We start from the raw sequence: 24,828 nt of genomic DNA, 5'->3' as shown, positions 1-24,828 counted from the left end.
CAATGACTGACATGCGCGCCGTCCTGGCCGACCGGCTAGCCTCCCTGCGTTCGGAGATGATTATTCGCGGGCTGACAGCCCTTATCGTGCCGCGATTTGATGCCCATCAGGGTGAATATGTGGCCCCGCATGACGAACGCCTGGGGTTTGTCACCGGCTTTACCGGCTCTGCCGGTGCCGCCATTGTCACGGCCGATCGTGTTCGCCTCTTTGTCGATGGCCGTTATACCGTTCAGGCCCAGAACCAGTGTCCGGCGGACCTGATTGAACGGGACCATCTTTTTGAACACCCTCCGGAAATCTGGCTGGCGGGCGAGGCGGGCCCGGACTGGGTGATCGGCTATGACGCTATGTTGCTGCCGCCACGCTGGGTCGAACGATTTGAAACGGCGCTGAAGCGCACCGGCGCGCAGCTGACACCGGTCACCGGCAATCCGGTCGATGCAGTCTGGAGCGACCAGCCGGTCGAACCCTTTGGACTGATCACCGCATTTCCGCTGCAGTTCGCCGGTGCTTCGGCTGACGAGAAGCGCCAGAACATGCTGCAGACGATGTCGGAAAAAGACTGCCGGTTCATGGTCGAGACCCAGCCCGACAACATCGCCTGGCTTTTGAATGTTCGCGGCGACGACGTTGCCTATAACCCGATGCCGCAATCGTTTCTGGTGCTGGAGCAAAATGGAGCAGCGCACTGGTTTGTTGACGCCCGTAAGTTCGAGGATGGGCTGGCGGACAGTCTGCCCGCCTGGCTGAGTGTTCATCCGAAAGTGGCCTTCCTTGGCGTGCTGGCCGACCTTCTGGACGAAGGCGACCGCGTGTTGCTCGATTCCGACTTTTCTCCGGCTGCCGTGGCGCGCCTGGCAACTGCCAAACAGGCAGAGCCAGTTCTGGAGCGAAGCCCGGCGACGCTCGCCAAGGCGCGCAAGAACCGCACCGAGCTGGAAGGGATCCGTGCCTGTCATCTGGACGACGCCGTTGCCTGGGCCGATTTCGGAGCCTGGCTGACCCGGGAAGTGCCTGTGCGGGCCGCGGCCGGTGAACCCATTTCGGAATATGAAGCGGAGGAACGCATCCTGGCCTGCAGGAGCGCACGACCGACGTTCTTGTCGGAGAGCTTCCGAACGATTTCCTGTGCCGGCGGCAATGCGGCCATGTGTCATTACGCGGCGGACCCGCGTGCTTCCGCGCCGGTGCTGCCGTCAGGCTGTTACCTGATGGACAGCGGTGGGCAATATGACACCGGTACCACGGATGCGACACGGTCCTACACGTTCGGAACCTTGCCGGACGGGTATGCGCGCGCATTCACTGCAGTGTTCAAGGCTCTGGTGGCGCTGGCGACACTGCGCTTTCCCAAAGGGACGCAGGGCCATCACATCGATGCCATTTGCCGTCGTCCGCTCTGGGATCTTGGACTTGATTACGATCACGGGACAGGTCACGGTATCGGGCATCGCCTGTCAGTCCACGAACAACCGCAGAGAATCGGCAAACCTTACAGTCCGGTCGACCTTGCCTCCGGCATGGTGATGTCCATCGAGCCAGGACACTATCTGGCGGGGCGCTACGGCATTCGCCTTGAGAATCTTTACGAAGTCGTCGAACTGGAAGACGGTTTTCTCGGCTTCGACACTCTGACCTGGATCCCCATCCAGACCGACGCCCTGTTGGTCGAGCACCTTACAGATACCGAGTTGCGCTGGTTGAATGCCTATCATGCCAAGGTCGAAGAGCTGATTGCCGATCGCTGCTCGGCAGAGACAAGGGTCTGGCTCGCCAAGGCCTGCGCCCCTATCGGTTCCGGTGAGGGCAGCCTGCGCGCTGTCGGTTGATCCGCTGCCGATAGGTAATCCGAGCGTGACGCAACGAAAAGTAACTTGTCTTGAACCCGCTTTGCCTCAATGATGGATCTCGTGTTTGCGACGAGAACAACAGCAGGGCGGGTTTTCATGCGCTTGTGTCAAGCCGCAAGTTCGGTCACATGGGGCACTTGCCGTACTGGGTTTCAGGCGTTTCGAGTATGCCTGAGCCTTGTGTTCCTCTTGATGCTGGCGTTTGCAGGGCAGGCATCGACCGATCCGTTTGCAGAACGCCGGATGGCGCTGATCGTCGGCATAGCCGATTATGCCAATGCACCGGATCTGGACAACACGACCCGCGACGGGCGGCTGATTTCGGACACGCTCTACGCGCTCAACTTTGAGGTTTCCGAACATTTTGACATCGGCCTCGATGAATTCCGGGGCCTTCTGGAGCGGTTTGCCTTCGAGGCGGAGACCGCAGATGTCGCCCTGGTCTATTTCGCCGGTCACGGCATCGAGGTTGGCGGCCGGAATTTCCTGGTGCCGGCAGATGCAGATGCCGGCAGTCGGCAGCGCGTAGCCGATACCTCCGTTTCGCTGGACGATATCCTGCAGGCCGTTGACAAGGCCCGTCAGCTGCGGATCGTGATCCTGGATTCCTGCCGCAACGACCCTTTTGCCGATGGCGGTCTGAAAGAGACGCTGACTGTTGCTTCCGCGGCAGCAAGGAGCAGTCTTGCGCCGCCATCACCCGATCGTGGCACGTTGGTCGCCTATGCCGCTGAAGCTGGCAAAGTTGCACTGGACGGTGCGGGCGACAACAGTCCCTTCGCCCTTGCGCTCGCCGAGACGCTGAGGATGCAGGATCTCGAGATCGGACTGGCGTTTCGCCAGGTGCGGGATTCCGTCCTGAAGGCAACCGGTAATGCTCAGGAGCCGCATACTTACGGTTCGCTTTCCGGTAAGCCTTACTTTCTTGCCGGCAACAGTCAGGAAGTGAACGGACTGGAGGCGAGTGCACGGCGAAATGCCTGGGGCCGACTTGAGGTTGATCAGGAAGAGCAGCTGCAGGTGGCCGCCCGTGATGGTGACAGCCGCGCCCTGAAAGGCCTCGCCTATATGCGTCTCAATCCGAATGAGCAACGCTACGATCCGGCCCGCGCTGCTGCGTTTCTGGAAAAGGCCGTGGAGGTGGGCGATCCGGAAGCGATGTTCGAGCTGGCCCGCATGTATGAACGCGGTATCGGTGTTGAGCAGAATGTCGAAAAGGCATTGGACCTGTTCCGCCGATCGGCGGCCGACGGATTTGCGGACGCCATCAACGATCTCGGTTTCCTCCACTACCAGGGCGGGCTGGGGATCGTGCGCGATCCCAAGAAGGCGATCGTGCTCTTTGGAGAGGCGGCCGATCAGCGCCACCCGGAGGCGATGTTCAATTATGCGGCCCTGATCGATGACGGGGTTGTCGACGGCAAGACGCCGGATGATGCAGCCGAGTATCTTTATAGAGCCCTCCGGTCCGGGAATGAGGAGGTTCTGGGCCAGCTCTCCGACAATCCGAACATGTTCAAGGCAGCAACGCGCCGGTCCTTGCAGAGGAAACTGTCTGAGCGGGCCTTCTACTCGGGCAGCATCGACGGGCAGTTCGGACCTCAGACACAGCGCGGCTTGCGCAAGGCTTACGGTTTAAGCGAATAGGCAATGATGCAGGCCGGGAGAGAGGGCTATTTCTGTTGTCAAAGGTAGAATTGATTACGTAAAGTCACCTAGGTGCTTTGTCTTTATTTGTTCGGTCTGGAAATGTAGAATTTCAAATGTCTTTGCAAGTTTTGGTGGATTTTTAGTCGGCTTTCGACTTGCCTAAGAAGCCATAGATAAAATCAAGTATAATTCCACCATATACCTGCATCGGTAAGACTTTCGAGGAAAGGCGATCTGCAGACGTATCCCTGGATATCGCCACACCTCGAGCTACTTGCGGTTTGTTGAGGCGCCGGTCGGGCGTCGATAATGATTGGGGGAATCATGACTTTTGGATCACGCATCGCCTGCAGCCTCGCCCTTGCGCTGGCTGGGAATACAATTGGCGCGGCGCTTTCGCCGGACAGAGCCAGCGCTCTGCCTGCCGCACCCAACCTGACATTTCTGGAAAGCCATGATCCACTGTCTGGGTTGTTTCACCTTCAGCAATATAATGACAGCACCGAGAGTTCACCGGCTGAACCCAGTTATGACCCGGACCGGAGTGAACGAGACCCGCGGCTGAGCAATAACCCGGGCCTGGATGATGGCATTGCACGCGGAGTTGCCTCGTTGATCACGCGTGGCAGCAATGAATGTCGGAGCGGGATACGGCCTGAATACAGGTTTGACTGCCTGAAAAACGTGCTCGCTCGTGCGGCATCGACAATCGACAATAGGCCAGGTTACCGCGAAGCTGCTCGCGAACTCAGGAGCCTGTCCCGCAAATTGGACGGCATTGTTTCAAAATATCAGGATACAGGCGCGCCACGCGCCAAGAAAGGTCGTCGCAGTTACCGGGCGGTGGCGCAGGAAAGCCTGGCGAGGGCGAACCGGGAAGCAGCAGCGGCAATTGACGAGACGGTGACGAAACTGTTGCGTTCAGCGGGGAACTCGGAAAAGCGCAAGGCGCACTATTCCCAGATCGCCACCGCGGTTGGCTCGACCAAGCGCCTGTTGCGGTCGTAGTCCGAGGCCGCCGGGCACTCCCGGCGGCGCCTGTCTCCTTCGGCATTGCGCGATGTTGCCTGGCCCTTTTTAAGGGTCAGGCTGCGCGTTGTGCGGCCATGTCGGGGCTCCAGCTGCCACCAGCAAGATAACGTGCCGAGACGCAACCCTCCTTCAGGGCAAACAAGTGCAGCCAGCCATTGTCGAAAAGCGCCCGCACTTCCGGGTGCTTGGTCAAAACGGCCTGAATTGCTTCGGTGGGCGCTTCGACCAGAACCGTGAGCCGCAGCGGCGTATGGGCCAGGTGCTTGCCGTCATGAACTGCTTGCCAGGGCAGGCCCGGCCGGAGCCGGCCGCCGTTGCCTTCCACGACGCCAATGCCGCCAACGACATTGTGGATGAGTTTGTTGCCTCCGCCAAAGATGTCCGGTGCAACCGAAGATCCGTAATACTGAAGGCTGATCCAGCTTGCGACAACCACCGGGGCCGTCAGGATCAGTTCCAGGGTGTTGAAGCCTTCGTCGCCCTGCCAGTCGTAACTGTGCAGGAAGGCACGGCCCTCAAGATCGGTTGTGGAAGTGACCTGCCTCGGGGCCGCAACAAAAGCGGCACAGTCGGCCAGTCCCCATTCCGGGCGGATCTCTGCCCAGTTGAGGGCACGCGCCGATATCGTCTGCGCACTCTCGTTTGGCAGTTTCAGGGCACGCTCCTCACGCACTTCTGCGCTGGCGCGCTCCAGCCAGACCCGAAGCTGAGCAAGGTCTTCCTTGTCGATGACACTTTCCCGTTCGAACAGGGTCAGCTCGTCCGTCGTGGTGTTATGGAGGCCGGCCAGGAAGACCGTATCGGCGGGAACCTCGATGTCGTGCTCGGCAAGTCCTGCACGGGTCTCCGGATCGTTCAGCAAGTCTGCCAGCAAACGTGCAGACACTTCGCCGGAGTAGCCGCCGCAGGCGCCGCAATGATAGGCGCTGTCATGCGGATTGTTGCAGGTCTGGGCCGTATGGCCCACCAAGAGCACCAGTGGTGCAAGGTCTTTCGTCAGGCCCATGGCGCGCAAGACGGCTGCGGCTGTCTCCACCTTGACAGTTGCGTCGAGACCGGGGGCAAGCCTGGGTGCTGTCTGATCCTGTTTTGAGCCATCGCCAAGCCCCATCGCGTCACGCATGAGCTTCCAGCCGTAAAGCGGACCGGCCGCTTCGACAAAGGCAAAGGACGATACGGCCGCCTGCCGGAAACGCCCCAGGGCCCGCACTGCCCGGGCACTGATCCGGGTCTTGTGTTCCGCCTGTTTCGAACCGTTGCCGGTTGAGGTCAGCGCAGGTTTCAGAAGAACCGGAAGGTGATTTTCGACCACATCCGACCCATGACCCTGATGTGCCACGGGCAGGCCGAAGAACCCGGCAAAGCCCAGTGTTTCGATGGTGGGCGACTGATTTTCCAGCGCCCGCCGATAGATCTCCGACCTGACGTCAATGCAGAAGGCAGCCTGGATTGCGGCCTGTTGCCGCCGTTCTTTACCTGGCTTCAGTTTTTCGACGAGGTTTCGCTGAAAGGCCCGCTCGGATGCCTCCTGCAAGATCGCATTGACGATCTGGTCGGGTGTCGCTGCAATTTTCTGTTCGTGCCGGGTGACGATGGCCTGCCAACGCTTTTGAACTTCGGGAAAGCTTGTCAGCAACGCGTCTTCCCAGATCAGCCTGATGGCCAGCAAATCGGCCAGCGTTCCGTCCGTACGGTCTTCCAGTTCGGCCTGCCAGAGCAACCAGCGACCGTGTTGGGCCCAGCCGCCGAGATCTATCAGCAACCGGTGGAACGCCGTTTCGGCAGCCTTGTCGCTGATGCCGAGCTTGTCTGCAGCCTGCAGGATCGCGCGTTCCGTTGTGTCGGGGGAGGTGGATACGTGTTCGCAAAACCCTTTCAGGCCGGCGATTTCAGGTGTGAGATCTCGTGATGCCCAGGACCGCCAGGCGGCAAAGGCCCGCGCTCCTGGTGCAGGCGACCAGAGTGCCTGGCCCTGGTCGAAAAATCCGGATGCCCAAAGTCCGACAGACTTTTCAATGACTGCCGGCCAGTCGATGCCGGTCGCCTCGGCCGCCAGCTCTGCCAGGGTGGGCAGCGCCACAGGCTGTTCACACTCTGCCTGTGCCTGTTTCTTCAATGCGGCAACGCTCGCGGGTTTTGCCAGGGCGGGACTGGCAGCCAGCGCCCCGGCCAGATCCTCATCGGTGATACAGCCTGTTTCGATGGCAGCGGCGAGTGTCTGGCGATCCTGTGTGAGCGTGGTGCCGGCCACCCGGGCGAGACGCGCAGAGGCCGTGGCGAGGTCTTCGCCCGCCTGGCCGAGGAACGGGTTGACGGCGACGGTTGCTTCTAGTGGGAATGCAGGCGGAATGGCGCGGATTGCAGCCTCTCCGGCCTTCAGGATTTGAGCGATCCGGGTCGACGTGAATTGGGTGTGTTTGACAAACATCGATTGATCCTCGTTTTCTATTTTGCGACCCGGAAACCGCCGGTCAGGCGGTCGAGAAGTGCATTGAGGTAAAAGCCGTTGGCAACATGGACCCTAAATCCGGCTGAGGCCGGGTGATGCGCCCAGAGCGGGAAGAGTGTCTGGGCCAACGCAACCAGACCAAAACTGGTAACCGCGAGCGCAAGCAGGGCCCATTCGAGCGGGCCGACCTCAGGCGTGGCCGGGAGGGCGGCGCCCCATAGGGTGTTGGCAACCTGTTGAAAGGCGAAATAGGCCAAGGTGACACCTGTGGCTGCGAGGCCGGTACGTCTTGTCAGCGCTGTGGGGGCTGCATCGGCGAGACCCTGCGCAACGAGATAGGCGACGCCGAAAATCAGGATGGCCCCCAGGGCAAATGCCTGCGCCGACTTGGGGCCTGCCAGCCAGACAAAGGCCGTGGAGACGATGCCGTACAGCACCAGGGAAAGGGCGAAGGATTTCGCGACCGCTGCCAGGTTCGGAACGGCGATCGCACCGGGTCTACGCTGTTTCGCAACGGCGCCGACCGCACCTGCCGAGCTCAGGAAGGCATGGGCCTTGTAGAGCGAGTGGGCAACGATGTGCAACAAGGCAAGGGGCCAGAGACCGAGGCCGCATTGCAGCAGCATGAATCCCATCTGAGAAACGGTCGACCAGGCCAGTGCTGTCTTGACCGCGCTTTGGGTCAGCATGACCACGGCGCCAAAAAGGGCCGTCAAACCGCCGATCATTACCAGGAATGCCATGGCCCCCGGGCTTGCCTGAACAAGTTCGGCAAGCCGGATCAGGAGAAGGCCGCCAGCGTTGATGATACCGGCATGCAGCAGCGCGGACACCGGTGTTGGCGCTTCCATCACCTCCGTGAGCCAGCCATGGAGCGGAAAGCTCGCCGTCTTGAGAACCGCAGCCAGGACGACCAGAGCCACCGCACCATGCGGCAAAACTTCCAGATGCGATCCGGTGAACCCGGAAAGCTGGCTGAACACGCCGGTGCCCGTTGCAAGCGCAAAGAGCAGCGCAGCCAGAAGAAGGGCGATGTCACCGGCATGCCAGACCAGAGAAAATTTGGCGGCGGCCCTTTGCGCTTGTGGCCGGTCCGAATAGAAAAGCAGCAGCTTGCGCAAGGTGATGCCCACGGCGATGAATGCCGGAAGCAGGACGGCGAAGCTGCCCGACAGGACCAGAAACTGCACCGCGGCAAGCGTCACCAGCATCTGGGTGTGAAATGCACCTTCTTTCCGATCGTGCGCCAGGTAGGTTCTCGAAAACCGCATCACGATCCAGCCGACAAAGGCAACGAGGAGAGACATGGTTGCGCTGACCGCATCCAGTCTCAAGGCGAACGCAAGCGGACCTTCAAACCAGGTTATCTGAATTGGGCCGGCTTGTATCAGCTGGCCCACCCCGAGGGCTGCGAGACCCAGTGTGGCCAGCGCGGCGCCTTCGGACAGCCAGGGAAGGATCGTTAAACGCCGGGAGCTCAGACCACCCAAAAGAACAGCTGCGATCACCAGAAGAACTGGCGCGAACACGGGGAGGGGGATGGTCGAGAACACGATATTGCTCCTGGCTGATACGGATGCCGCCGGTATAGCGTCTCGCATTCTTTCAAAAAATTATATATTATCTCAAAAATCGTTCGATAAATTAGAAGAGTTTCGTGATCAATCTCCATCATCTCCGGTTGTTCAGAGCTGTCGCGCGGGACGGTACGCTCACCGGGGCGGCGCGCAGCCTGAACCTGTCGCAATCAGCCCTGTCGGCGCAGATCAAGACGCTGGAAACCTCGCTCGGCAACGATCTGTTCGAGCGGCGGGGGCGGGGCCTGGTCCTGACGGAAGCCGGTCGCATCGCCCTGGATCACGCCGAAGCGATCTTCAGGACGGCGGACGATCTGACGGCTACGCTGAAACACACAGGAACAACCCGCCGGGCGCTTCGGGTCGGGTCCCTGGCGACCTTGTCGCGGAATTTCCAGATCGGTTTCCTGGAGCCCCTGATCGGACGGCCGGATGTCGAAGTCGTGCTGCGATCGGGGTCACAGGGTGAATTGCTGCGAGCGCTGGAAGCCTTGTCGCTGGATATCGTTCTGACCAACCTGGTGCCGGCCAGGGATGCGTCGAGCCGGTACCTCATTCACAATCTCTCTGAGCAGCCGGTGAGCCTGGTGGGGTTGCCGAATCCGGATCTGCAGGCGAAGGGAGTGGCGGATCTGCTCGGCAACGAGCCGCTGATCCTGCCAACCCCGGAAACCGCACTCAGGGCCTCCTTCGATGGTCTTGTGGAGAGCCTTGGTCTCGTTCTCAAAATCGCAGCAGAAGCGGATGACATGGCAATGCTGCGTCTTCTGGCAAGGACGGGCGCTGGCCTGGCCGTGATCCCGCCGATTGTGGTTCGAGATGAGCTCGCCAGTGGCAGGCTGGTTGAATATGCCCGGCTGGACCGGATCAGCGAGGGGTTCTTCGCCGTGACCCTGCAACGGCGGTTCCCGAACCCGCTGGTGGCCGAGCTACTGTCGGTCTTCTCTGGTGCACAGGAATAGCCTGTCCCCACGAATTGTTTGGGTGGACTGGGTTTGCAGAGTGTTCTAATCGTAAACAAATAGTTTAAACCTGAGGGTTGAAAATAAAATTCGTGAAATTTGGCGCATTTGCTAGTGTTAAATTTTTTTGACGCTGAAATATATGATCTGACAGGTTGATGACAGTTTTTTAATCTAAGGTTTTTCTTGTCGGCATATGGCAAAGAAGACTGCTTACTGTGCAGTCCCGGGTTCTCGGGGCAATGATACCGTGCGCGCGCCTTCAAGACTTCGACAGTCTTGAGGGAGCCGTCGGGCAGGAGCGGTCTGCCTAGAGCATTTTCAGGGTGCCAAACGTGGTTATGCCGGGACACGCCTTTCATTTGCGCGGTCCCGGATGAGCGTGCATGTGCCTCAAATCCCGATTGTCACTGCAACGGAGGAGAATTCGAGATGCGCGGAAACTATCTGAAAACAATCAAGGTCGTGGCACTATCGGCGGCACTGGCGCTCACCCTGGACGGGGCGGCGCTGGCCAATGGGGAGGTCAAATTCCTGATCCCGGGCGGCGAAGGCGGCGGCTGGGATACCACGGCGCGCGCTGTTGGCTCTGCTCTGGAGGAGGCCGGCCTGGCCAAGGTGAACGGTTATGAAAACCTGTCGGGTGCCGGAGGTGGGCGCGCCCTGCTGAGCCTCATCTCGGATGGCGAAAAGCGTGAGGGCACCTTGATGGTCCAGTCCACGCCGCTTGTCATTCGCGCCCTGACCGGCGTCTACAAGAACAATTGGCAGGACATCACGCCTGTTGCCACGATGATTTCGGCCTATCAGGCGGTCGCGGTCGCAGCGGACAGCCCCTATCAGGACATTAGTCAGCTGGTTGCCGACCTGAAGGCAAAGCCGGATGCGGTCGTGGTTGCCGGCGGATCAGGGCGGCTGTCGCTCGATCATCTGACCCTTGGCCTGATCGCACAGGCCTCCGGTATCGAGCTCGATAAATTGCGCTATTCGGCGGCCGATGGCGGCAAGGAGGCCCTGGACCGTTTGCTGTCCGGCAAGGTGAAGGCGGTGGTCAGCGGTGTCGGTGAACTTCTGCCGGCAGCGGCCGACGGGCAGACCCGCATTCTTGGTGTCACTTCCGCCGAACCGATCCCTGGCCTGGAGGCGCCGACGCTTGCAAGCCAGGGCCTGGATGTCGTGTTCGCGAACTGGCGCGGTTTCTTTGCAGCGCCAGGTGCCAGCGACGACGAGGTGGCCCAATACCGGGACATATTGACGGCCCTGGCCGACACGGATGCCTGGACGGCGATAAGAACAACCTACAAATGGGAGCCTCTCCTGCTGGTGGGCGCCGACCTGGATGCGTTTCTGGCCAAACAGGAACAGGATCTCGGTCAGATCCTGAAGGAACTCCAATAATCCCAGTCCACGCTGGACCGGCCGGAGCGGCTTTTCCGGCCGGTCAACGTAGACCCGGAGCTTTGAAGGGAGCGAAGCGATGGCTGGTTTGCGTCAGAAAATGTTTCGGACTGCAGTTGCGGCGGTCGCCCTGATCCTGGGGACCCTGCCGGTGCGTGCTGCAGACATGCCCGAGATACGGTTTCTTATTCCAGGTGGCAAGGGCGGCGGATGGGATACGACGGCGCATGCGGTCGGAGAGGTTCTGACGGCAACAGGTCTTGCCACTGTGGTTGCCTATGAAAACCTGGTGGGTGGCGGCGGCGATCGCGCCTTGCTTGACCTGATCCATCATCCGCAGCGTCACCGGAACACCTTGATGGTGCAATCAACGCCGATCATCGTCCGGTCCTTTCGCGGCGATTATCGCAACAGCTGGCGCGATACGCGTCCTGTTGCGATCCTGATCTCGGCCTACCAGGCCATTGCCGTTCCTGCGAACAGCCCCTATCGCGATATCAATGAACTGATGCAGGCGATCAGGCTGTCTCCCGGAGACGTTCCCGTAACCGGTGGCTCCACCTATCTTTCACTTGATCACCTGACCCTCGGTCTGGTGGCCCAGGCCGCCGGAATTCATCTGAATGCGCTGCGATATTCACCCGCCGACGGTGGCAAGGCCGCACTCGACCGCCTGCTGTCGGGCAAGGTCAAGGCTGTTGTTTCCGGCGTCGGCGAGCTGCTTCCAGCTGCCCAGGCGGGCAAGATCAGGATCCTCGGAGTGACCTCTGCCGACCCGTTGCCGGGTCTGGACGTGCCGACCTTCCGAAGCCAGGGGCTGGACGTGGTGTTTTCCAACTGGCGCGGTTTCTTCGCCGCCAGCGCGACGGACGAGAAAGACATTCAGGCCTTCGAGGCTATGTTCACGGAGCTGGCCGCAACGACGGCCTGGGCAAATCAGCGCTCCAAGTACAGGTGGGAGCCGCTGCTTCTGGTTGGGGACCCGTTGAAAAGGTTTCTCATTGAACAGGAACGAAGCCTCTTCAGGATCATGACCATGCTGCAAAGCTCACCGGAACGGTTCGGCCGCATGGCGTCCCGCTCGCATGCGCGCCACTGGCGGTAAAAGCAGGCTTGCATGCGCCGAGGCAGGTCAGGATGCCTTCGCCAGCTCTGTCTCATGTGTGGATGCGCCGTGAAGCCAGCGGGACAGATCCAGCGTTGAGCGCCTGCCGAGATCGCCGCCATGATTTTTCAGAAACAACTCCGCAGCATCTCTGCCTTCGTCACGCAGTTGCGTGAGAAAGAGCCATGCGGAATCCAGTTTTGTCTGACTGTCGCGAACGTTCATTGCGGCGCTGGTAATCCGATGGCACTTCAACGCAGATATGGAGCGGATCAAATGCGGTTTTCTCCGTGTGAACTTGCCGACCAGGCCTTCCAGAAACCCCGGTGCACCTGAGCCCGGCAGCAGACGCGCCTGGTATTGCAACTCGGCCAGGAGGCGCAGTTCCTTGATGAGCGGAGCGTTGAACGAGATTTCCTTTTCCCTGGCCGCGATCTGTTGCGCCCTTTGCGGCAAGTCAGGACGTTGTGTCGGGCTGGTCTGTACCAGCAACAGATCGCTCGCGTCGGTTTCGCCAACGAGCGGCATCAGGCTGGGGTTTCCGGAATAACCGCCGTCCCAATAATGCTCGCCGTCAATCTCGATGGCGTGGAACAGGGCGGGCAGGCAGGCGGAGGCCAGCAGAACCTCTTCCGTTACGGCGTCTTGAGAAAAGACCCGGGCCTCCCCGGTGCCGACATGAGTGGCCGTGACATAGAAAGCAACGGAAGACCTTGAGATCGCGGTGATATCAATGGTGTCGCGGATGATTTCCTGCAGTGGATTGAAGCCGGCCGGGTTGAGATCGTAGGGCGAGAAGACCTGTGACCCCGAGCCGAAGAAAAACGGGAGCGCGTTGACATCAAGTCCCAATCCTCCGAGCACGGCCTGAACTGTCGACCGGTTGAACGGGATGAGTCGACTTCGACTGGAAACGCTGCGCCAGAAGGATCTGAGCGATTGTCGCGCCGCCTCCGGTCCGCCATTTTCTAGTCCAGAGATCAGGGCCGCAGCGTTCATGGCGCCGGCAGATGTACCGGAAACAGCGTTAAAACGGAGCGTTTCATCTTCAAGAAGCCGATCCAGAACCCCCCAGGTGAAAGCGCCATGCGCACCACCACCTTGCAGCGCTACGTTGAGGCGCATCGGGGAGGAGAAAAACGGTTTTTGTTTCAAGACAATGCACCTTCATATCGAGGAGCCTCGACCGCGCAGTGCGGCTGCGGGATCGCCTTGAAACGTTTCTTCCAGACATCGTTGAAGGTCTTGATTGATAGGAATGGTGCGCCGCAACATCGGCAATGGCTACTCACAAAACCGTGAGGTCAGGCTGGTGCAGCTCGGGTTACTGCCAGTTGGCAAAGGGTTTCAGCTTCTGTTGAAGGCGGCTGTGGTCTTCCTGTGACAAGACCTTTTGGCCTTGCTGATCGGGCTCAAAACATTTGAGATCGTAGAGGATTTCACGGGCGCTGTTTTTGCCGACCCGGCTTGCCGCCTGCCTCTCTATTTCGATGATGAAATCTATGGCGATGGCAAGAGCCGGGTAATAGGTGCCGCGATGGTTATTGCCGACAGCAAAAAGTACCATTGATTGAATCCTGTCGGCCTGGCCTTCGTGTTGCAAATGCAAGAGATCCAGCAGTGCAGGAGCAACCTCATCGGGATTGTACTCCTCCGGGCCGTCGAAACGGGACCAGTCCGTTTCCAGGATGGATTTCTCCAGCGGGCTCTTGTCCATACCGTTTGCGAAACTCTTGTCGGTGTCAGGTGGAAAGATGTTTCAGCAGCGAGGCCTTGGCGCCCTGGATATGTTCTTTCGTCAGCCTTGAGGCCAGGTCCGCATCGCCTTTCTCGCAGGCCACCAGAATGCCGAAATGTTCGCGTCCGGCGCGGTCCATGCCGTCGGAAAGGACCAGCTGGGCGCGGATCTGCCGTTCGACCCGGTCGATGGCGTTGTCGGCAATCTCCTGGAAAAACTTCAGGTCACTGGCGCTGTAGAGTGTTTCGTGAAAGTCCCGGTTGAGATCGCCATAGGTGAGCGGATCTGTGGCGGACGAGAAGGCGGCACATTTTTCGCGCGCTTCGGTCAAAAGGTCCTTCGACATGCGGGGCACAGCGTCCCGGATGATCTCCGGCTCGATCAGCGCACGCAGGTCAAAGATCTCTGCCGTTTCCTTCGGTGACAGCCCGGCAACGACGGCGCCCTTGTAGCGCTGGGTCTTGACCAGTCCCTGTTCCTCGAGGCGGGAAATCGCCTCGCGCACCGGAATCCGGCTGGTGTTGAAAAGTCGGGCAATTTCGTCCTGCCGCAGCGGTTCGCCTTCTTCGAGCTGGCCCTCGATAATGGCTTTCCGCAATGCGTCGAAGACGATCGACGAGGCCGATGCGGTCGCGGAAATATCCATCGATTTCAGTTTCATAGGGCGTCTCTCCTTAAGCCCATCTTTTACGGGAAGGGTGCCCCGCTTTGAAGTGGAAAATCATTTTGAATATTTTATATTGAATATTGGATCCAATTTGGTTTATCAATCTTGCACCGGACCAAAAACACGGGGCGGAAGACGCTCTGAACCGGAATTGCCATTGCGTGACGGCGAAACCGCCGAGGGTGAAGGCACAAGACAGGGGCATGGGCACGGGAAGCCCAGGGCCTGAAAATCTTCGAAAGGAAGAGGGGAAAACATGTTCAAGAAAATTCTGGCGGCTGCCGCCTTGTCCGTCACGGTCGCGCTGCCGGCTCAGGCCGATACGCTGGACGACGTGGTCGATCGCGGCCAGTTGCGCTGCGGTGTCGTGCTCGACTTCCCGCCGATCGGCTACCGGGACGAAAACAACGAGCCGGCCGGTTTCGATGTTGAATACTGCAACGATCTCGCAGCGGCGCTCGAGGTCGAGCCGATCATCTATCCGGTGACCTGGGCGGAGCGCCTGCCGGTGATCGTGACCGGCCGGGCCGATGTCGTCTTCGGCGCGACCTCCGACAGCCTGGCGCGTGCCCGCACCGTCGGCTTCACCATTCCCTACGCGATCTACTACGCCCAGGGTGTCGTCAATGCCGAAAGCGGCATCAAGTCCTTCGAGGACATCCGCGGCAAGCGCGTTGCCGGCGCCATCGGAACCGTGCCGGAGCAGGAGTGGCTGAAGATTGCCGCTGAATGGGGTGAAGAGCATCTCTACCAGGGCTACCAGTCCGAGAACGAGGTCTTCCTCGCCGTGGCCCAGGGCAAGGCCGATATCGGCATCACCACCAACACGGCGGTCAAGCCGATCACCGAACAGTATGAAACCGTCGAGCCGGGCCCGCGCATGCCCTGGACGACCGACTACACCTCGGTTGTCGGCAAGCGGGAAGACGTTACCTGGCTGAATTTCCTCAACCTGTTCGTCACTCACCAGGTGCGCTCCGGCCGGTATGAAGAGCTGTGGGGCAGATATGTCGGCGGCGACGCTCCGGAACTGCGCATCCCGGGCGTGATGTACTGAGGCATGTGACGCCGGAAATCTCGTTGGGCTGATTTCCGGCAGCTTACCGCAAACACTTGTGTCACCCCGGGCGACCAAAGGGAGACCCGGGGTCCACTCACTACCAGAGCGGTTGAGTGGCGTCCGGATGTTCCCGGGACCCGTCTCCCGCTTTCGAAAGTTGCACTGCGAGTAGGCCCCGGATCGGCGCTGCGCTTGTCCGGGGTGACACCCAGTTTTCCTCTCCACACCTTGCCTTGGTTGGCAGGGTCGCCGGAACGAAAAGCTAAAAAATGTTCGACTACAATTTCCATTGGCGACCGGTGATGAAAAGCCTGCCGGACCTTCTGGAAGCAGGGCTCCTGACGCTTCAGGTCGCTTCGCTTGCCATGGTCCTCGGCATTGTCATCGGGCTGGGGCTGGCGCTGATCCGGCTGAAGCTGAAAGGGCCGCTTTACTGGCTGGCGACCAGCTGGGTGGAGCTGGCGCGAAACACGCCGGCCCTGTTCCAGCTGTTTTTCTTCGGCTTCGGCCTGGGCGCTTTCGGTCTGCATCTGTCACCCTTTGCCATCGTACTGGCCGGTCTCAGCTTCAACTGTGCCGGTTACCTGGCGGAGAACTTCCGGGGTGGCTTCCAGGCCGTGCCCGATACGCAGCTGCGCGCGGCGCGTTCGCTCGGCATGACGGCCTGGCAGGCCTATACGCGCATTGTCATCCCGCAGGTGTTCAAGATCGTCTATCACCCGATCACCAACCAGATGGTCTGGGCTGTCCTGATGTCCTCGCTCGGCATGCTGGTCGGTTTCCGGGAACTGTCCGGCGAGACGCAGTTCTTTGCCAGCCGAACCTTCCGGATCTTTGAGTATTTCGCAGTTACGGCCATCATCTACTACGTGATCGTCAAGATCATTCTCGGCGCCTCCCGGCTGCTCGCCATGCGCCTGTTCCGGTATTGAGGGAGGCCGACATGAACCAATCCATCAGTTTCTTTTCCGGCTTCAATCTCAACGACCTCTGGTTTCTGGGGGAAGCCGCGCTGCGCACGCTCTGGATATCGGCCCTGTCGATCACGATCGGCACTCTGCTCGGCGGTTTTTTTGGCTGGATGCTGTACGAGGGCCGGCTCTGGGCGGCGCTGACGCTGGCGCCGGTGCTGGACATCTTCCGCTCTGTTCCGCTGATCATCCAGCTGGTGCTGTTCTATAATTTCGCGCCGATTGTCGGGCTCAATCTGGACCCGTTCGGCTCCGGCACCGTGATCCTGACGATCTATACGGCGGCGCTCGTCGCCAATGTCGCCCGTGGCGGCATCGAGGCGGTCGGTCGGCCGATGCGCCGGGCCGCGCGCTCCCTGGGCCTAACTTACTGGCAGGACATGCGCTACGTGGTGCTGCCCATCGGTGGCCGGGCGGTGTTTCCGGCCTGGGTCGGCGTCGCCCTCGGCGTGATGAAGGATTCCGCACTCGTCTCCGTGCTTGGATACGTGGAACTTCTCAAGGCCAGCCAGATCCTGATCACCAGGACGCAGGAACCGTTCCTGATCCTGACAATCGCCGGCGCGTTCTATTTCGCGCTGTCCTTCCCGATCTCGCGCTATGCCGCAAAACTGGAAAAAAGGTGGGCCCAATGATCGAGATTCGCGGTCTAGAAAAGTATTTCGGTGCCTTGCAGGTGCTCAAGGGCATCGACCTGGATGTCGAAAAGGGCGAGGTCCTCTCCGTGATCGGGGCGTCAGGGTCCGGCAAGTCGACGCTGCTTTATTGCATCAACGGCCTGGAGCCGATCCAGAAAGGGTCCGTTGTCGTTGACGGCACGGACGTGCACGGCAAGGCGACCGACATCAACAAGCTGCGCCAGAAGCTCGGCATGGTGTTCCAGCAATGGAACAGCTTCCCGCATCTGACGGCGCTGGAAAATGTTGCGCTGGCGCCGCGCATCGTCAAAGGCAAGTCAAAGGCCGAGGCGAAGGAAATCGCCGAGAAGCAGCTCAAGCATGTGGGTCTGGAAGACAAGCTCAATGTCTTTCCGAATGCCCTGTCCGGCGGTCAGCAGCAGCGCCTGGCGATTGCCCGGGCGCTGGCCATGGAACCCGCCTACATGCTGTTCGACGAAGCGACTTCTGCTCTCGACCCGGAACTGGTCGGCGAGGTGCTCGACACGATGCGGTTGCTGGCCGAAGAAGGCATGACCATGATCTGTGTCACGCATGAGATGGGCTTTGCCCGGGACGTGTCGGACCGGGTCGCCTTCTTCCACAAGGGCGTGATGGAGGAGATCGGCCCGCCGGACCAGATTTTCGGCCAGGCGGAATCCGAGAACACCCGAAAATTTCTTGCTAACGTGCGCTGACCCGGCGCCAATATCAGTTGTCAGGCCTTTACGGGCCCGTGCCAGGTGCGTGGGAACCACTTGCGGCAGGTCTGACCTTCAAGGAGTGAACTATGACGTCCAATATCTTTTCCGGCACGATGCCGGCCCTGATGACCCCCTGCAAGGCCGACCGCACCCCGGATTACGATGCGCTGGTGAAGAAGGGCAAGGAGCTGATCGAGGCCGGCATGTCTGCCGTTGTCTATTGCGGTTCCATGGGCGACTGGCCGCTTCTGACGGATGCGGAGCGCATGGAAGGTGTCGAGCGCCTGGTGAAAGCCGGCGTGCCTGTCGTGGTCGGCACCGGCGCGGTCAACACCAGATCCGCCGTTGCCCATGCCGCCCATGCGGAAAAGGTCGGTGCCCATGGTCTGATGGTGATCCCGCGGGTTCTGTCGCGCGGCAGTTCGGTTGGCGCGCAGCGTCACCATTTCAGCGCGATCCTGAAGGCGGCGCCGAGCCTGCCGGCGGTGATTTACAACAGCCCCTATTACGGCTTTGCCACCCGCGCCGATCTTTTCTTCGACCTGCGAGCGGAATTCCCCAACCTGATCGGATTCAAGGAATTCGGCGGCTTCGACGACCTGCGCTATGCGGCCGAAAACATCACCTCTCAGGACGACCAGGTGACGCTTATGGTTGGCGTCGACACGGCCGTCTATCACGGTTTCCTCAATTGCGGCGCCACCGGCGCGATCACCGGCATCGGCAACGCGATCCCGAAGGAAGTCCTGCATCTGGTCAACCTGTGCAAGAAGGCTGCCGAAGGTCATGCCGAAGCCCGGTTGCGGGCGAAGGAACTGGAAGAGGCGCTCGGGGTCCTGTCCAGCTTCGATGAAGGCCCGGACCTGGTGCTTTACTACAAGCACCTCATGGTGCTGAACGGTGAAGAGGAATACCGGCTGCATTTCAACGAGACCGACGCGCTCACCGATGCACAGCGCAACTATGTCGAGGCGCAATATGCGCTGTTCAAGACCTGGTATGCCGACTGGTGCAAGCAGGGAGGCGTGATCGCCGAATGCGCGTAATCGACAGCCATACGGCGGGTGAACCGACCCGCGTCGTGCTGGAGGGCAGCCCGGATCTCGGAGCCGGGACGCTCGCCGAACGCGCGGCGCGATTGGAGGCGGAGCATCTCGATTTCTGCGCCTCCGTGGTGCTGGAGCCGCGCGGGCATGATGCGATTATCGGCGCATTGCTGGTGCCGCCGGATGACCCGGAGTGTGCGGCCGGGGTGATATATTTCAACAACCTGCAGAATCTCGGCATGTGCGGCCACGCCACCATCGGACTTGGTGTGACCCTCGCTCATCTCGGACAAATCGGACCGGGTCAGCACAGGCTCGACACGCCGGTCGGGCAGGTCGGCATCGATCTTCTCGACGCCAACACGGTCTCCGTCGTCAATGTCGAGAGCTACCGGCTGGCAAAGGACGTCGCGGTCGAGGTCGATGGCATCGGCCAGGTGACAGGCGATGTCGCCTGGGGTGGGAACTGGTTTTTCCTCGTCAAGGACAGTCCGATTGCGCTTACCGGAGCCAATATCCGGCCGCTCACCGACCTGACGCTGAAGATCCGGAGCGCGCTGGATGAGGCCGGTGTCACCGGCAAGGACGGCGCCTGGATCGACCATATCGAGTTGTTCGGACCGCCCGCCACGGCTGGCGCCGACAGCCGCAACTTCGTGCTCTGTCCGGGTGGCGCCTATGACCGCTCGCCCTGCGGCACCGGCTGTTCGGCGAAACTGGCCTGTCTGGCGGCGGATGGCCTGCTGGCGCCCGGCACGGATTACATTCAGGAAAGTGTTATAGGTAGTATCTATAAGCTCAGCTATCAGCCGGGGCGAAACGGCGGTGTCATTCCGACCATCACCGGAGACGCCTATGTCACTTCCGATGCCACTCTGATTTTCAATCCCGCGGATCCCTACCGTTCGGGGATCCGTCTTTAAGACTGGACCAGACACATGGATTACAAGAATTTTGTCGGCGGCCAATGGGTCGAGACCACCGATAGCGTTGCCAATATCAACCCCTCCGACATCAGCGACATCGTCGGTCACGGCGCCAGGGGCAATGCGGACCAGATGATACAGGCCATCGACGCTGCGCATCAGGCTGCCGCAGGCTGGGCGGCTTCGACGCCGCAGCAGCGCTTCGATGTTCTGGATTTTGTCGGCACAGAGATCCTGGCCCGCAAGGAAGAGCTCGGCCATCTGCTGTCGCGCGAAGAGGGCAAGACCCTGATTGAAGGCGTCGGTGAAGCCGCACGAGCCGGCCAGATCTTCAAGTTCTTTGCCGGCGAAGCGCTTCGCCAGACCGGCGACAGACTGGCGTCGGTGCGTCCCGGCGTCGAGGTCGATGTGACCCGTTCGCCTGTGGGTGTCATCGGCATGATCACACCGTGGAACTTTCCGATTGCCATTCCGGCCTGGAAGGTTGCGCCTGCACTTTGTTATGGCAACGCCGTTGTGCTGAAACCGGCCGAACTGGTGCCGGGCTGTGCGCATGCGCTGGTGGAGATCCTGTCGCGCTCCGGCTTGCCTGAGGGCGTCGTCAATCTGGTCATGGGCAAGGGCTCCGAAATCGGGCCGCGCCTCGTTGAAAGCGCCAAGGTGAATGCGATTTCCTTTACCGGGTCTGTGCCGACCGGACGGGGTATCGCGGCGGCCTGCGGTCAGCACCTGAAGAAGGTCCAGCTGGAAATGGGCGGCAAGAACCCGATGGTGGTTCTGGACGATGCCGATCTGGATCTGGCCGTTGCCGCCTGCCTCAACGGGGCGTTCTTCTCCACCGGCCAGCGCTGCACGGCGAGCTCGCGCCTCGTGGTCACCGAAGGCATTCATGACCGCTTCGTGGCCGCTCTTTCCGACGCCATGAAGGCCATGAAAGTCGGCAATGCCCTGGAAGCCGGCATCCAGATGGGCCCGGTCGTCGACGACCGTCAGCTGCAGCAGAACCTTTCCTATGTCGACATTGCCGCCAAGGACGGCGGCAACGTCCAGGGCGGTGAGCGGCTCAACCGGGAAACGGAAGGTTTCTACATGGCGCCGGCGCTGGTGACAGAGACCGACAATGCCATGCGCATCAACAAGGAAGAGGTCTTTGGTCCGGTCGCATCCGTTGTCCGGGTGAAGGATTACGACGAAGCCCTGAGCGTTGCCAACGACACCGAGTTCGGTCTCAGCGCAGGCATCTGCACGACCAGCCTGAAACATGCCAGCCACTTCAAGGCCAACGCCCAGGTCGGCATGGTGATGGTCAACCTGCCAACGGCCGGCGTCGATTATCACGTGCCGTTCGGGGGCACCAAGGGCTCCAGCTTCGGTTCGCGCGAGCAGGGCCGCTATGCGGCCGAGTTCTACACCACCGTCAAGACTGCCTATACCCTCCCATAGAGCAGCAACTGGCCTGCGGGGCGCGCCGCTCCGCAGGTCTTTTTCAAGGAAAACTTCATGACGGACGCAGAGGTCCATGACGTCCTCGTGATCGGGGCCGGGATCATCGGGATCAGCAGCGCCCTTGCGCTTCAAAAGGCAGGCAGGAAAGTCCTCGTCCTGGACCGGCCGACGGATATACGCCGTGCGTCGGACATGAATGCCGGGGCCTTCGCCTTTACCGACATCGTTCCGCTGGCGACCCCCGGCATCATGCGCAAGGCGCCCAAATGGCTGCTCGATCCGCTGGGGCCGCTTTCCGTGCCGCCGGCCTACGCCTTGCCGATCGCGCCCTGGATGCTGCGGTTCTGGCGGGCGAGCTGGCCGGACCGCTACCAGGCGTCTCTGTCGGCGCAAGCGTCCCTGATGCAAGTCTCGCAGGCCGCGCTGGACCGGCAGACCGGGGACGTTGGCGGCGCGGACCTGTTCCAGCGGGACGGGCAGATGCAGCTTTATGAAGGTGACCGGGAGTTCCAGGCCAGCCTGCCGGGATGGGAGCTGCGAAAAGAGCACGGCATCCGGTTCGAACTCCTGGAGAACCCGGACGCGATTGCCGCCGTTCAGCCCGGTCTTGACCGACGATTTACCCATGCCGCCTATACGCCGGACTGGACCAACACATGTGATCCCGCCCGATGGCTTGCGCACCTGACTTCAACGTTCACTGCCCGCAACGGGCGGATCGGCGAGGGGGATGTGGTGGCCTTGCGGCCGGGGGAAAATACGGTCGGCGTTGAAACACGCTCTGGTTCCTACGAGGCCAAACAGGTGGTGGTTGCCGCGGGTGCGTGGTCACACCATCTGGCGCATGGTCTTGGAGACAGGATCCCGCTGGAGACCGAACGCGGCTACAACACGACCTTACCGGCCGGCGCCTTCGAGTTAAAAACCCATCTGACCTTCTCCGGGCATGGCTTTGTGGTCACCAGGATCAATGGCGGTGTCCGTGTTGGCGGTGCCGTGGAACTGGGCGGCCTCAGGCTGAAGCCCAACTACAAGCGCGCCGACATTCTCCTGAACAAGGCCAAACGCTTTCTGCCCGGGCTGAAGAGTGAGGGCGGGAGCCAATGGATGGGGTTCCGGCCGTCGTTACCCGACAGCCTGCCGGTGATCGACCGGTCATCAAAAGACAGACGGATCATCTACGCCTTCGGCCATGGCCATCTCGGCCTGACCCAGTCGGCGGGAACCGCAGAACTGGTTGCGCATCTTGCTGGTGAAACACCGGCCCCCATCGATATGTCCGCCTTTTCCGCGCGGCGCTTCTAATGAAATCTGGAGGACCTCATGAAAATCTCGGCCATTAATGTCTATCAGGTCGACCTTCCGCTGAAAGAAGGCCGTTACAGCTGGTCAAACGGCAATTTTATAGAGGTGTTCGACAGCACGGTGGTCGAGGTTGAAACGGATGAGGGCCTGAAAGGCTATGCGGAGTGCTGCCCGCTGGGCTCGGCCTATCTGCCAAGTTTTGCGCTTGGCGTTCGCGCCGGCCTTCAGGAACTGGCGCCGCAGCTGATCGGTCGGGACCCACTGAATATCGGGGAGATCAACCGTGTGATGGATGCTGCGTTGAGGGGACATCCCTATGCCAAGGCGCCGATCGACATTGCCTGCTGGGATCTGCTTGGCAAGGCAACGCTGCAGCCGGTCTATACGCTGCTCGGCGGAGCAGCCCAGGATGATGTCGTTCTCTACCGGGCGATCAGTCAGGAAGACCCAGAGGTGATGGCGAAGAAAATCGAGGGCTATGCAGCGGAGGGCTACACCAAGTTTCAGCTGAAAGTGGGCGGTGATGCCAGTGACGACATCGACCGGATCCATGCCACGCGCGCGGTGCTGAAGCCGTCGGACCTTCTGGTCGCCGACGCCAATACGGGCTGGACCCGGCACGAGGCGGCCCGGGTTGCCGGCGCGGTGTCGTCGCTCGATGTCTATATCGAACAGCCTTGTCTCACCTATGAGGAAAGCGTCTCGATCCGGCGGCGCACGGGATTGCCTTTCATACTGGATGAAGTGATCGATGGCCCGAACATGCTGGTGCGCGGTATTGCCGAAGACGCGATGGACTGTATCAACCTGAAAATCTCCAAGGTCGGCGGGCTCACCAAGGCCAAGCTGATGCGCGATCTCTGCGTGGCGCACGGCATTCCAATGACCATCGAGGACACCTGGGGCGGGGACATCACGACGGCCGCGATTGCCCATCTGGCGCGATCCACGCCGGCGGAGTTCACGTTCTCCGCGACAGATTTCAACAGCTACGGCACGGTCGATATTGCAGAGGGGGCTCCCAAACGGGTCAATGGCCGGATGACCGCCTCGGCCCGGCCCGGCCTTGGCATCACCCCGATCCTTGACGCCCTCGGCGAACCCGTTGCCCGCTACTTCTGAGGTGATGCCATGCGCAGCAGCAAAACCATTCACGTGATTTCCTGCCATGCGGAAGGCGAGGTCGGCGATGTGATTGTCGGCGGTGTTGCGCCACCTCCCGGCGAGACCCTCTGGCAACAGCGCAGTTTCATTGCCAAGGATCAGACCTTGCGCAATTTCGTTCTCAACGAGCCACGCGGCGGCGTATTTCGCCATGTGAACCTGCTGGTGCCGCCAAAACACCCGGAAGCGGATGCTGCCTTCATCATCATGGAGCCGGAAGACACACCGCCCATGTCCGGATCGAACTCGATCTGCGTCTCTACCGTCCTGCTCGACGGCGGCATCATTCCGATGACAGAACCGGTCACGGAGATGGTGCTGGAAGCGCCGGGCGGACTGGTGCGTGTCCGGGCCGAATGCCGTGCCGGCAAGGCAGAGCGCATTTTTGTGCAGAACGTCGCCAGCTTTGCCGGCAAACTATCTGCGCCATTGGAAGTGGAAGGCATTGGCACCCTCATCGTCGACACGGCCTATGGCGGCGACAGTTTTGTAGTGGTCGATGCCGCTGCGCTCGGGTTTGCCATTGCCGAGGACGAAGCCAAGGAAATTGCCCGGCTTGGGGTGAAGATCACCAACGCGGCCAACGCGCAGCTCGGCTTTTCGCACCCGGACAACCCGGACTGGAATCACATTTCCTTCTGCGCTTTTTGCGGTCCCCTATCGAAAACGGAGACAGGTTTGTCCGGAAGGTCAGCCGTCGCCATTCAGCCGGGCAAGGTCGACAGATCACCGACTGGAACAGCCGTTTCCGCCCGGATGGCGTTAATGGCGGCAAAGGGCGAGATGAGGGGCGGCGATACGTTCGAAGCGGTTTCGATTATCGGTTCGACTTTCAGGGGGCGCATCGTTGCCGAGCAGCCGGTGGGTGGATGTCCGGGCATCATTCCGGAAATCTCCGGCCGGGGCTGGGTAACAGGCATTCATCAGCACATGCTCGATCCCAGCGACCCCTGGCCGGAAGGGTATCGGCTGAGCGACACTTGGGGGGCTTGAGAAAATCGCCGGAAATGACTGGAAAACGAATATTTATGCCAGTCACTCGAAACTGGACGCAAGTTGAAAGGAAAAATTAGATAGTTCTGTAAGTTCCGTATTGTCGTGGCGATGAAAAGCCAGTCT

Annotated in this window: 21 protein-coding genes; 16 read left to right on the top strand and 5 right to left on the bottom strand. The window is 60.6% G+C overall.

Annotation, left to right across the window (positions count from 1 at the left end; all coding sequences use genetic code 11):
- Positions 1-2 precede the first annotated feature (2 nt).
- The 3 genes from ACO6TG_RS12345 to ACO6TG_RS12335 all read left to right on the top strand — a co-directional run bounded on the left by ACO6TG_RS12345 (position 3) and on the right by ACO6TG_RS12335 (position 4,511).
- Positions 3-1,832, top strand: a complete 1,830-nt coding sequence (locus ACO6TG_RS12345) for an aminopeptidase P family protein (protein WP_422378445.1) — start codon at positions 3-5, stop codon at positions 1,830-1,832.
- Positions 1,833-2,045: 213 nt separating this feature from the next.
- The gene (locus ACO6TG_RS12340; RefSeq protein ID WP_422378444.1) at positions 2,046-3,500 is read left to right on the top strand and encodes a caspase family protein; all 1,455 of its coding nucleotides are present in this window, start codon (positions 2,046-2,048) and stop codon (positions 3,498-3,500) included.
- Positions 3,501-3,827: 327 nt separating this feature from the next.
- On the top strand, positions 3,828-4,511 hold the full coding sequence (locus tag ACO6TG_RS12335) for a hypothetical protein (RefSeq protein ID WP_422378443.1): 684 nt from the start codon (positions 3,828-3,830) through the stop codon (positions 4,509-4,511).
- Positions 4,512-4,587: 76 nt separating this feature from the next.
- Here the strand turns inward: ACO6TG_RS12335 and ACO6TG_RS12330 are convergent, their stop codons facing one another.
- Both ACO6TG_RS12330 and ACO6TG_RS12325 read right to left on the bottom strand, forming a co-directional pair.
- The gene (locus ACO6TG_RS12330) at positions 4,588-6,963 is read right to left on the bottom strand and encodes a YbcC family protein (RefSeq protein WP_422378442.1); all 2,376 of its coding nucleotides are present in this window, start codon (positions 6,961-6,963) and stop codon (positions 4,588-4,590) included.
- A gap of 17 nt (positions 6,964-6,980) precedes the next feature.
- The gene (locus ACO6TG_RS12325; RefSeq protein ID WP_422378441.1) at positions 6,981-8,585 is read right to left on the bottom strand and encodes a proton-conducting transporter membrane subunit; all 1,605 of its coding nucleotides are present in this window, start codon (positions 8,583-8,585) and stop codon (positions 6,981-6,983) included.
- Between the two features lie 56 nt (positions 8,586-8,641).
- Here ACO6TG_RS12325 and ACO6TG_RS12320 point away from each other — a divergent pair, with 56 nt between their 5' ends.
- From ACO6TG_RS12320 to ACO6TG_RS12310, 3 genes are all read left to right on the top strand, one after another.
- Positions 8,642-9,523 (top strand): LysR family transcriptional regulator, encoded by an 882-nt coding sequence (locus ACO6TG_RS12320; protein ID WP_422378440.1) that lies wholly within the window; start codon positions 8,642-8,644, stop codon positions 9,521-9,523.
- Between the two features lie 432 nt (positions 9,524-9,955).
- The gene (locus ACO6TG_RS12315; RefSeq protein WP_422378439.1) at positions 9,956-10,921 is read left to right on the top strand and encodes a tripartite tricarboxylate transporter substrate binding protein; all 966 of its coding nucleotides are present in this window, start codon (positions 9,956-9,958) and stop codon (positions 10,919-10,921) included.
- A gap of 79 nt (positions 10,922-11,000) precedes the next feature.
- On the top strand, positions 11,001-12,026 hold the full coding sequence (locus ACO6TG_RS12310) for a Bug family tripartite tricarboxylate transporter substrate binding protein (RefSeq protein ID WP_422378438.1): 1,026 nt from the start codon (positions 11,001-11,003) through the stop codon (positions 12,024-12,026).
- A 27-nt stretch (positions 12,027-12,053) separates the two neighbouring features.
- Here the strand turns inward: ACO6TG_RS12310 and ACO6TG_RS12305 are convergent, their stop codons facing one another.
- The 3 genes from ACO6TG_RS12305 to ACO6TG_RS12295 form a co-directional block, all read right to left on the bottom strand.
- The gene (locus ACO6TG_RS12305; protein ID WP_422378437.1) at positions 12,054-13,181 is read right to left on the bottom strand and encodes a patatin-like phospholipase family protein; all 1,128 of its coding nucleotides are present in this window, start codon (positions 13,179-13,181) and stop codon (positions 12,054-12,056) included.
- Positions 13,182-13,350: 169 nt separating this feature from the next.
- Positions 13,351-13,743, bottom strand: a complete 393-nt coding sequence (locus ACO6TG_RS12300) for a hypothetical protein (RefSeq protein WP_422378436.1) — start codon at positions 13,741-13,743, stop codon at positions 13,351-13,353.
- A gap of 25 nt (positions 13,744-13,768) precedes the next feature.
- Positions 13,769-14,425, bottom strand: a complete 657-nt coding sequence (locus ACO6TG_RS12295) for a GntR family transcriptional regulator (RefSeq protein WP_422378435.1) — start codon at positions 14,423-14,425, stop codon at positions 13,769-13,771.
- 262 nt (positions 14,426-14,687) lie between these two features.
- Between ACO6TG_RS12295 and ACO6TG_RS12290 the strand changes: the two genes are divergently transcribed.
- The 10 genes from ACO6TG_RS12290 (at position 14,688) to ACO6TG_RS12245 (ending at position 24,702) form a co-directional block, all read left to right on the top strand.
- A complete protein-coding gene (locus ACO6TG_RS12290; RefSeq protein WP_422378434.1) occupies positions 14,688-15,488 on the top strand; it encodes a transporter substrate-binding domain-containing protein in 801 nt (266 codons plus the stop codon).
- Positions 15,489-15,760: 272 nt separating this feature from the next.
- Positions 15,761-16,423 carry an amino acid ABC transporter permease gene (locus ACO6TG_RS12285; RefSeq protein ID WP_094072626.1) on the top strand — a complete coding sequence of 221 codons (663 nt, stop codon included), beginning with the start codon at positions 15,761-15,763 and terminating at the stop codon, positions 16,421-16,423.
- A gap of 11 nt (positions 16,424-16,434) precedes the next feature.
- The gene (locus ACO6TG_RS12280; protein WP_422378433.1) at positions 16,435-17,097 is read left to right on the top strand and encodes an amino acid ABC transporter permease; all 663 of its coding nucleotides are present in this window, start codon (positions 16,435-16,437) and stop codon (positions 17,095-17,097) included.
- Positions 17,094-17,816, top strand: a complete 723-nt coding sequence (locus ACO6TG_RS12275; protein ID WP_422378432.1) for an amino acid ABC transporter ATP-binding protein — start codon at positions 17,094-17,096, stop codon at positions 17,814-17,816. Before ACO6TG_RS12280 ends, ACO6TG_RS12275 begins: the two co-directional genes overlap by 4 nt.
- Before the next feature lie 92 nt (positions 17,817-17,908).
- Complete coding sequence (locus ACO6TG_RS12270; protein ID WP_422378431.1) at positions 17,909-18,868, top strand: dihydrodipicolinate synthase family protein; 960 nt, start codon at positions 17,909-17,911, stop codon at positions 18,866-18,868.
- Positions 18,859-19,791 (top strand): proline racemase family protein, encoded by a 933-nt coding sequence (locus tag ACO6TG_RS12265; RefSeq protein WP_422378430.1) that lies wholly within the window; start codon positions 18,859-18,861, stop codon positions 19,789-19,791. Before ACO6TG_RS12270 ends, ACO6TG_RS12265 begins: the two co-directional genes overlap by 10 nt.
- Positions 19,792-19,806: 15 nt before the next feature.
- Positions 19,807-21,237: an aldehyde dehydrogenase family protein gene (locus ACO6TG_RS12260; protein WP_422378429.1), complete on the top strand. Its 1,431-nt coding sequence runs from the start codon at positions 19,807-19,809 to the stop codon at positions 21,235-21,237.
- A gap of 57 nt (positions 21,238-21,294) precedes the next feature.
- Positions 21,295-22,545, top strand: coding sequence for an NAD(P)/FAD-dependent oxidoreductase (locus ACO6TG_RS12255; protein WP_422378428.1), 1,251 nt, complete (start codon positions 21,295-21,297; stop codon positions 22,543-22,545).
- An 18-nt stretch (positions 22,546-22,563) separates the two neighbouring features.
- Positions 22,564-23,667, top strand: coding sequence for a cis-3-hydroxy-L-proline dehydratase (locus ACO6TG_RS12250; protein ID WP_422378427.1), 1,104 nt, complete (start codon positions 22,564-22,566; stop codon positions 23,665-23,667).
- Positions 23,668-23,676: 9 nt separating this feature from the next.
- Complete coding sequence (locus ACO6TG_RS12245; protein WP_422378426.1) at positions 23,677-24,702, top strand: trans-3-hydroxy-L-proline dehydratase; 1,026 nt, start codon at positions 23,677-23,679, stop codon at positions 24,700-24,702.
- The last annotated feature ends 126 nt before the right edge of the window (positions 24,703-24,828 follow it).

The organism is Roseibium sp., assembly GCF_965233565.1.
Lineage (GTDB): Bacteria > Pseudomonadota > Alphaproteobacteria > Rhizobiales > Stappiaceae > Roseibium.
The sequence above is the reverse complement of the archived record's forward strand: the minus strand, read 5'-3'. Positions and strand labels throughout refer to the sequence as shown.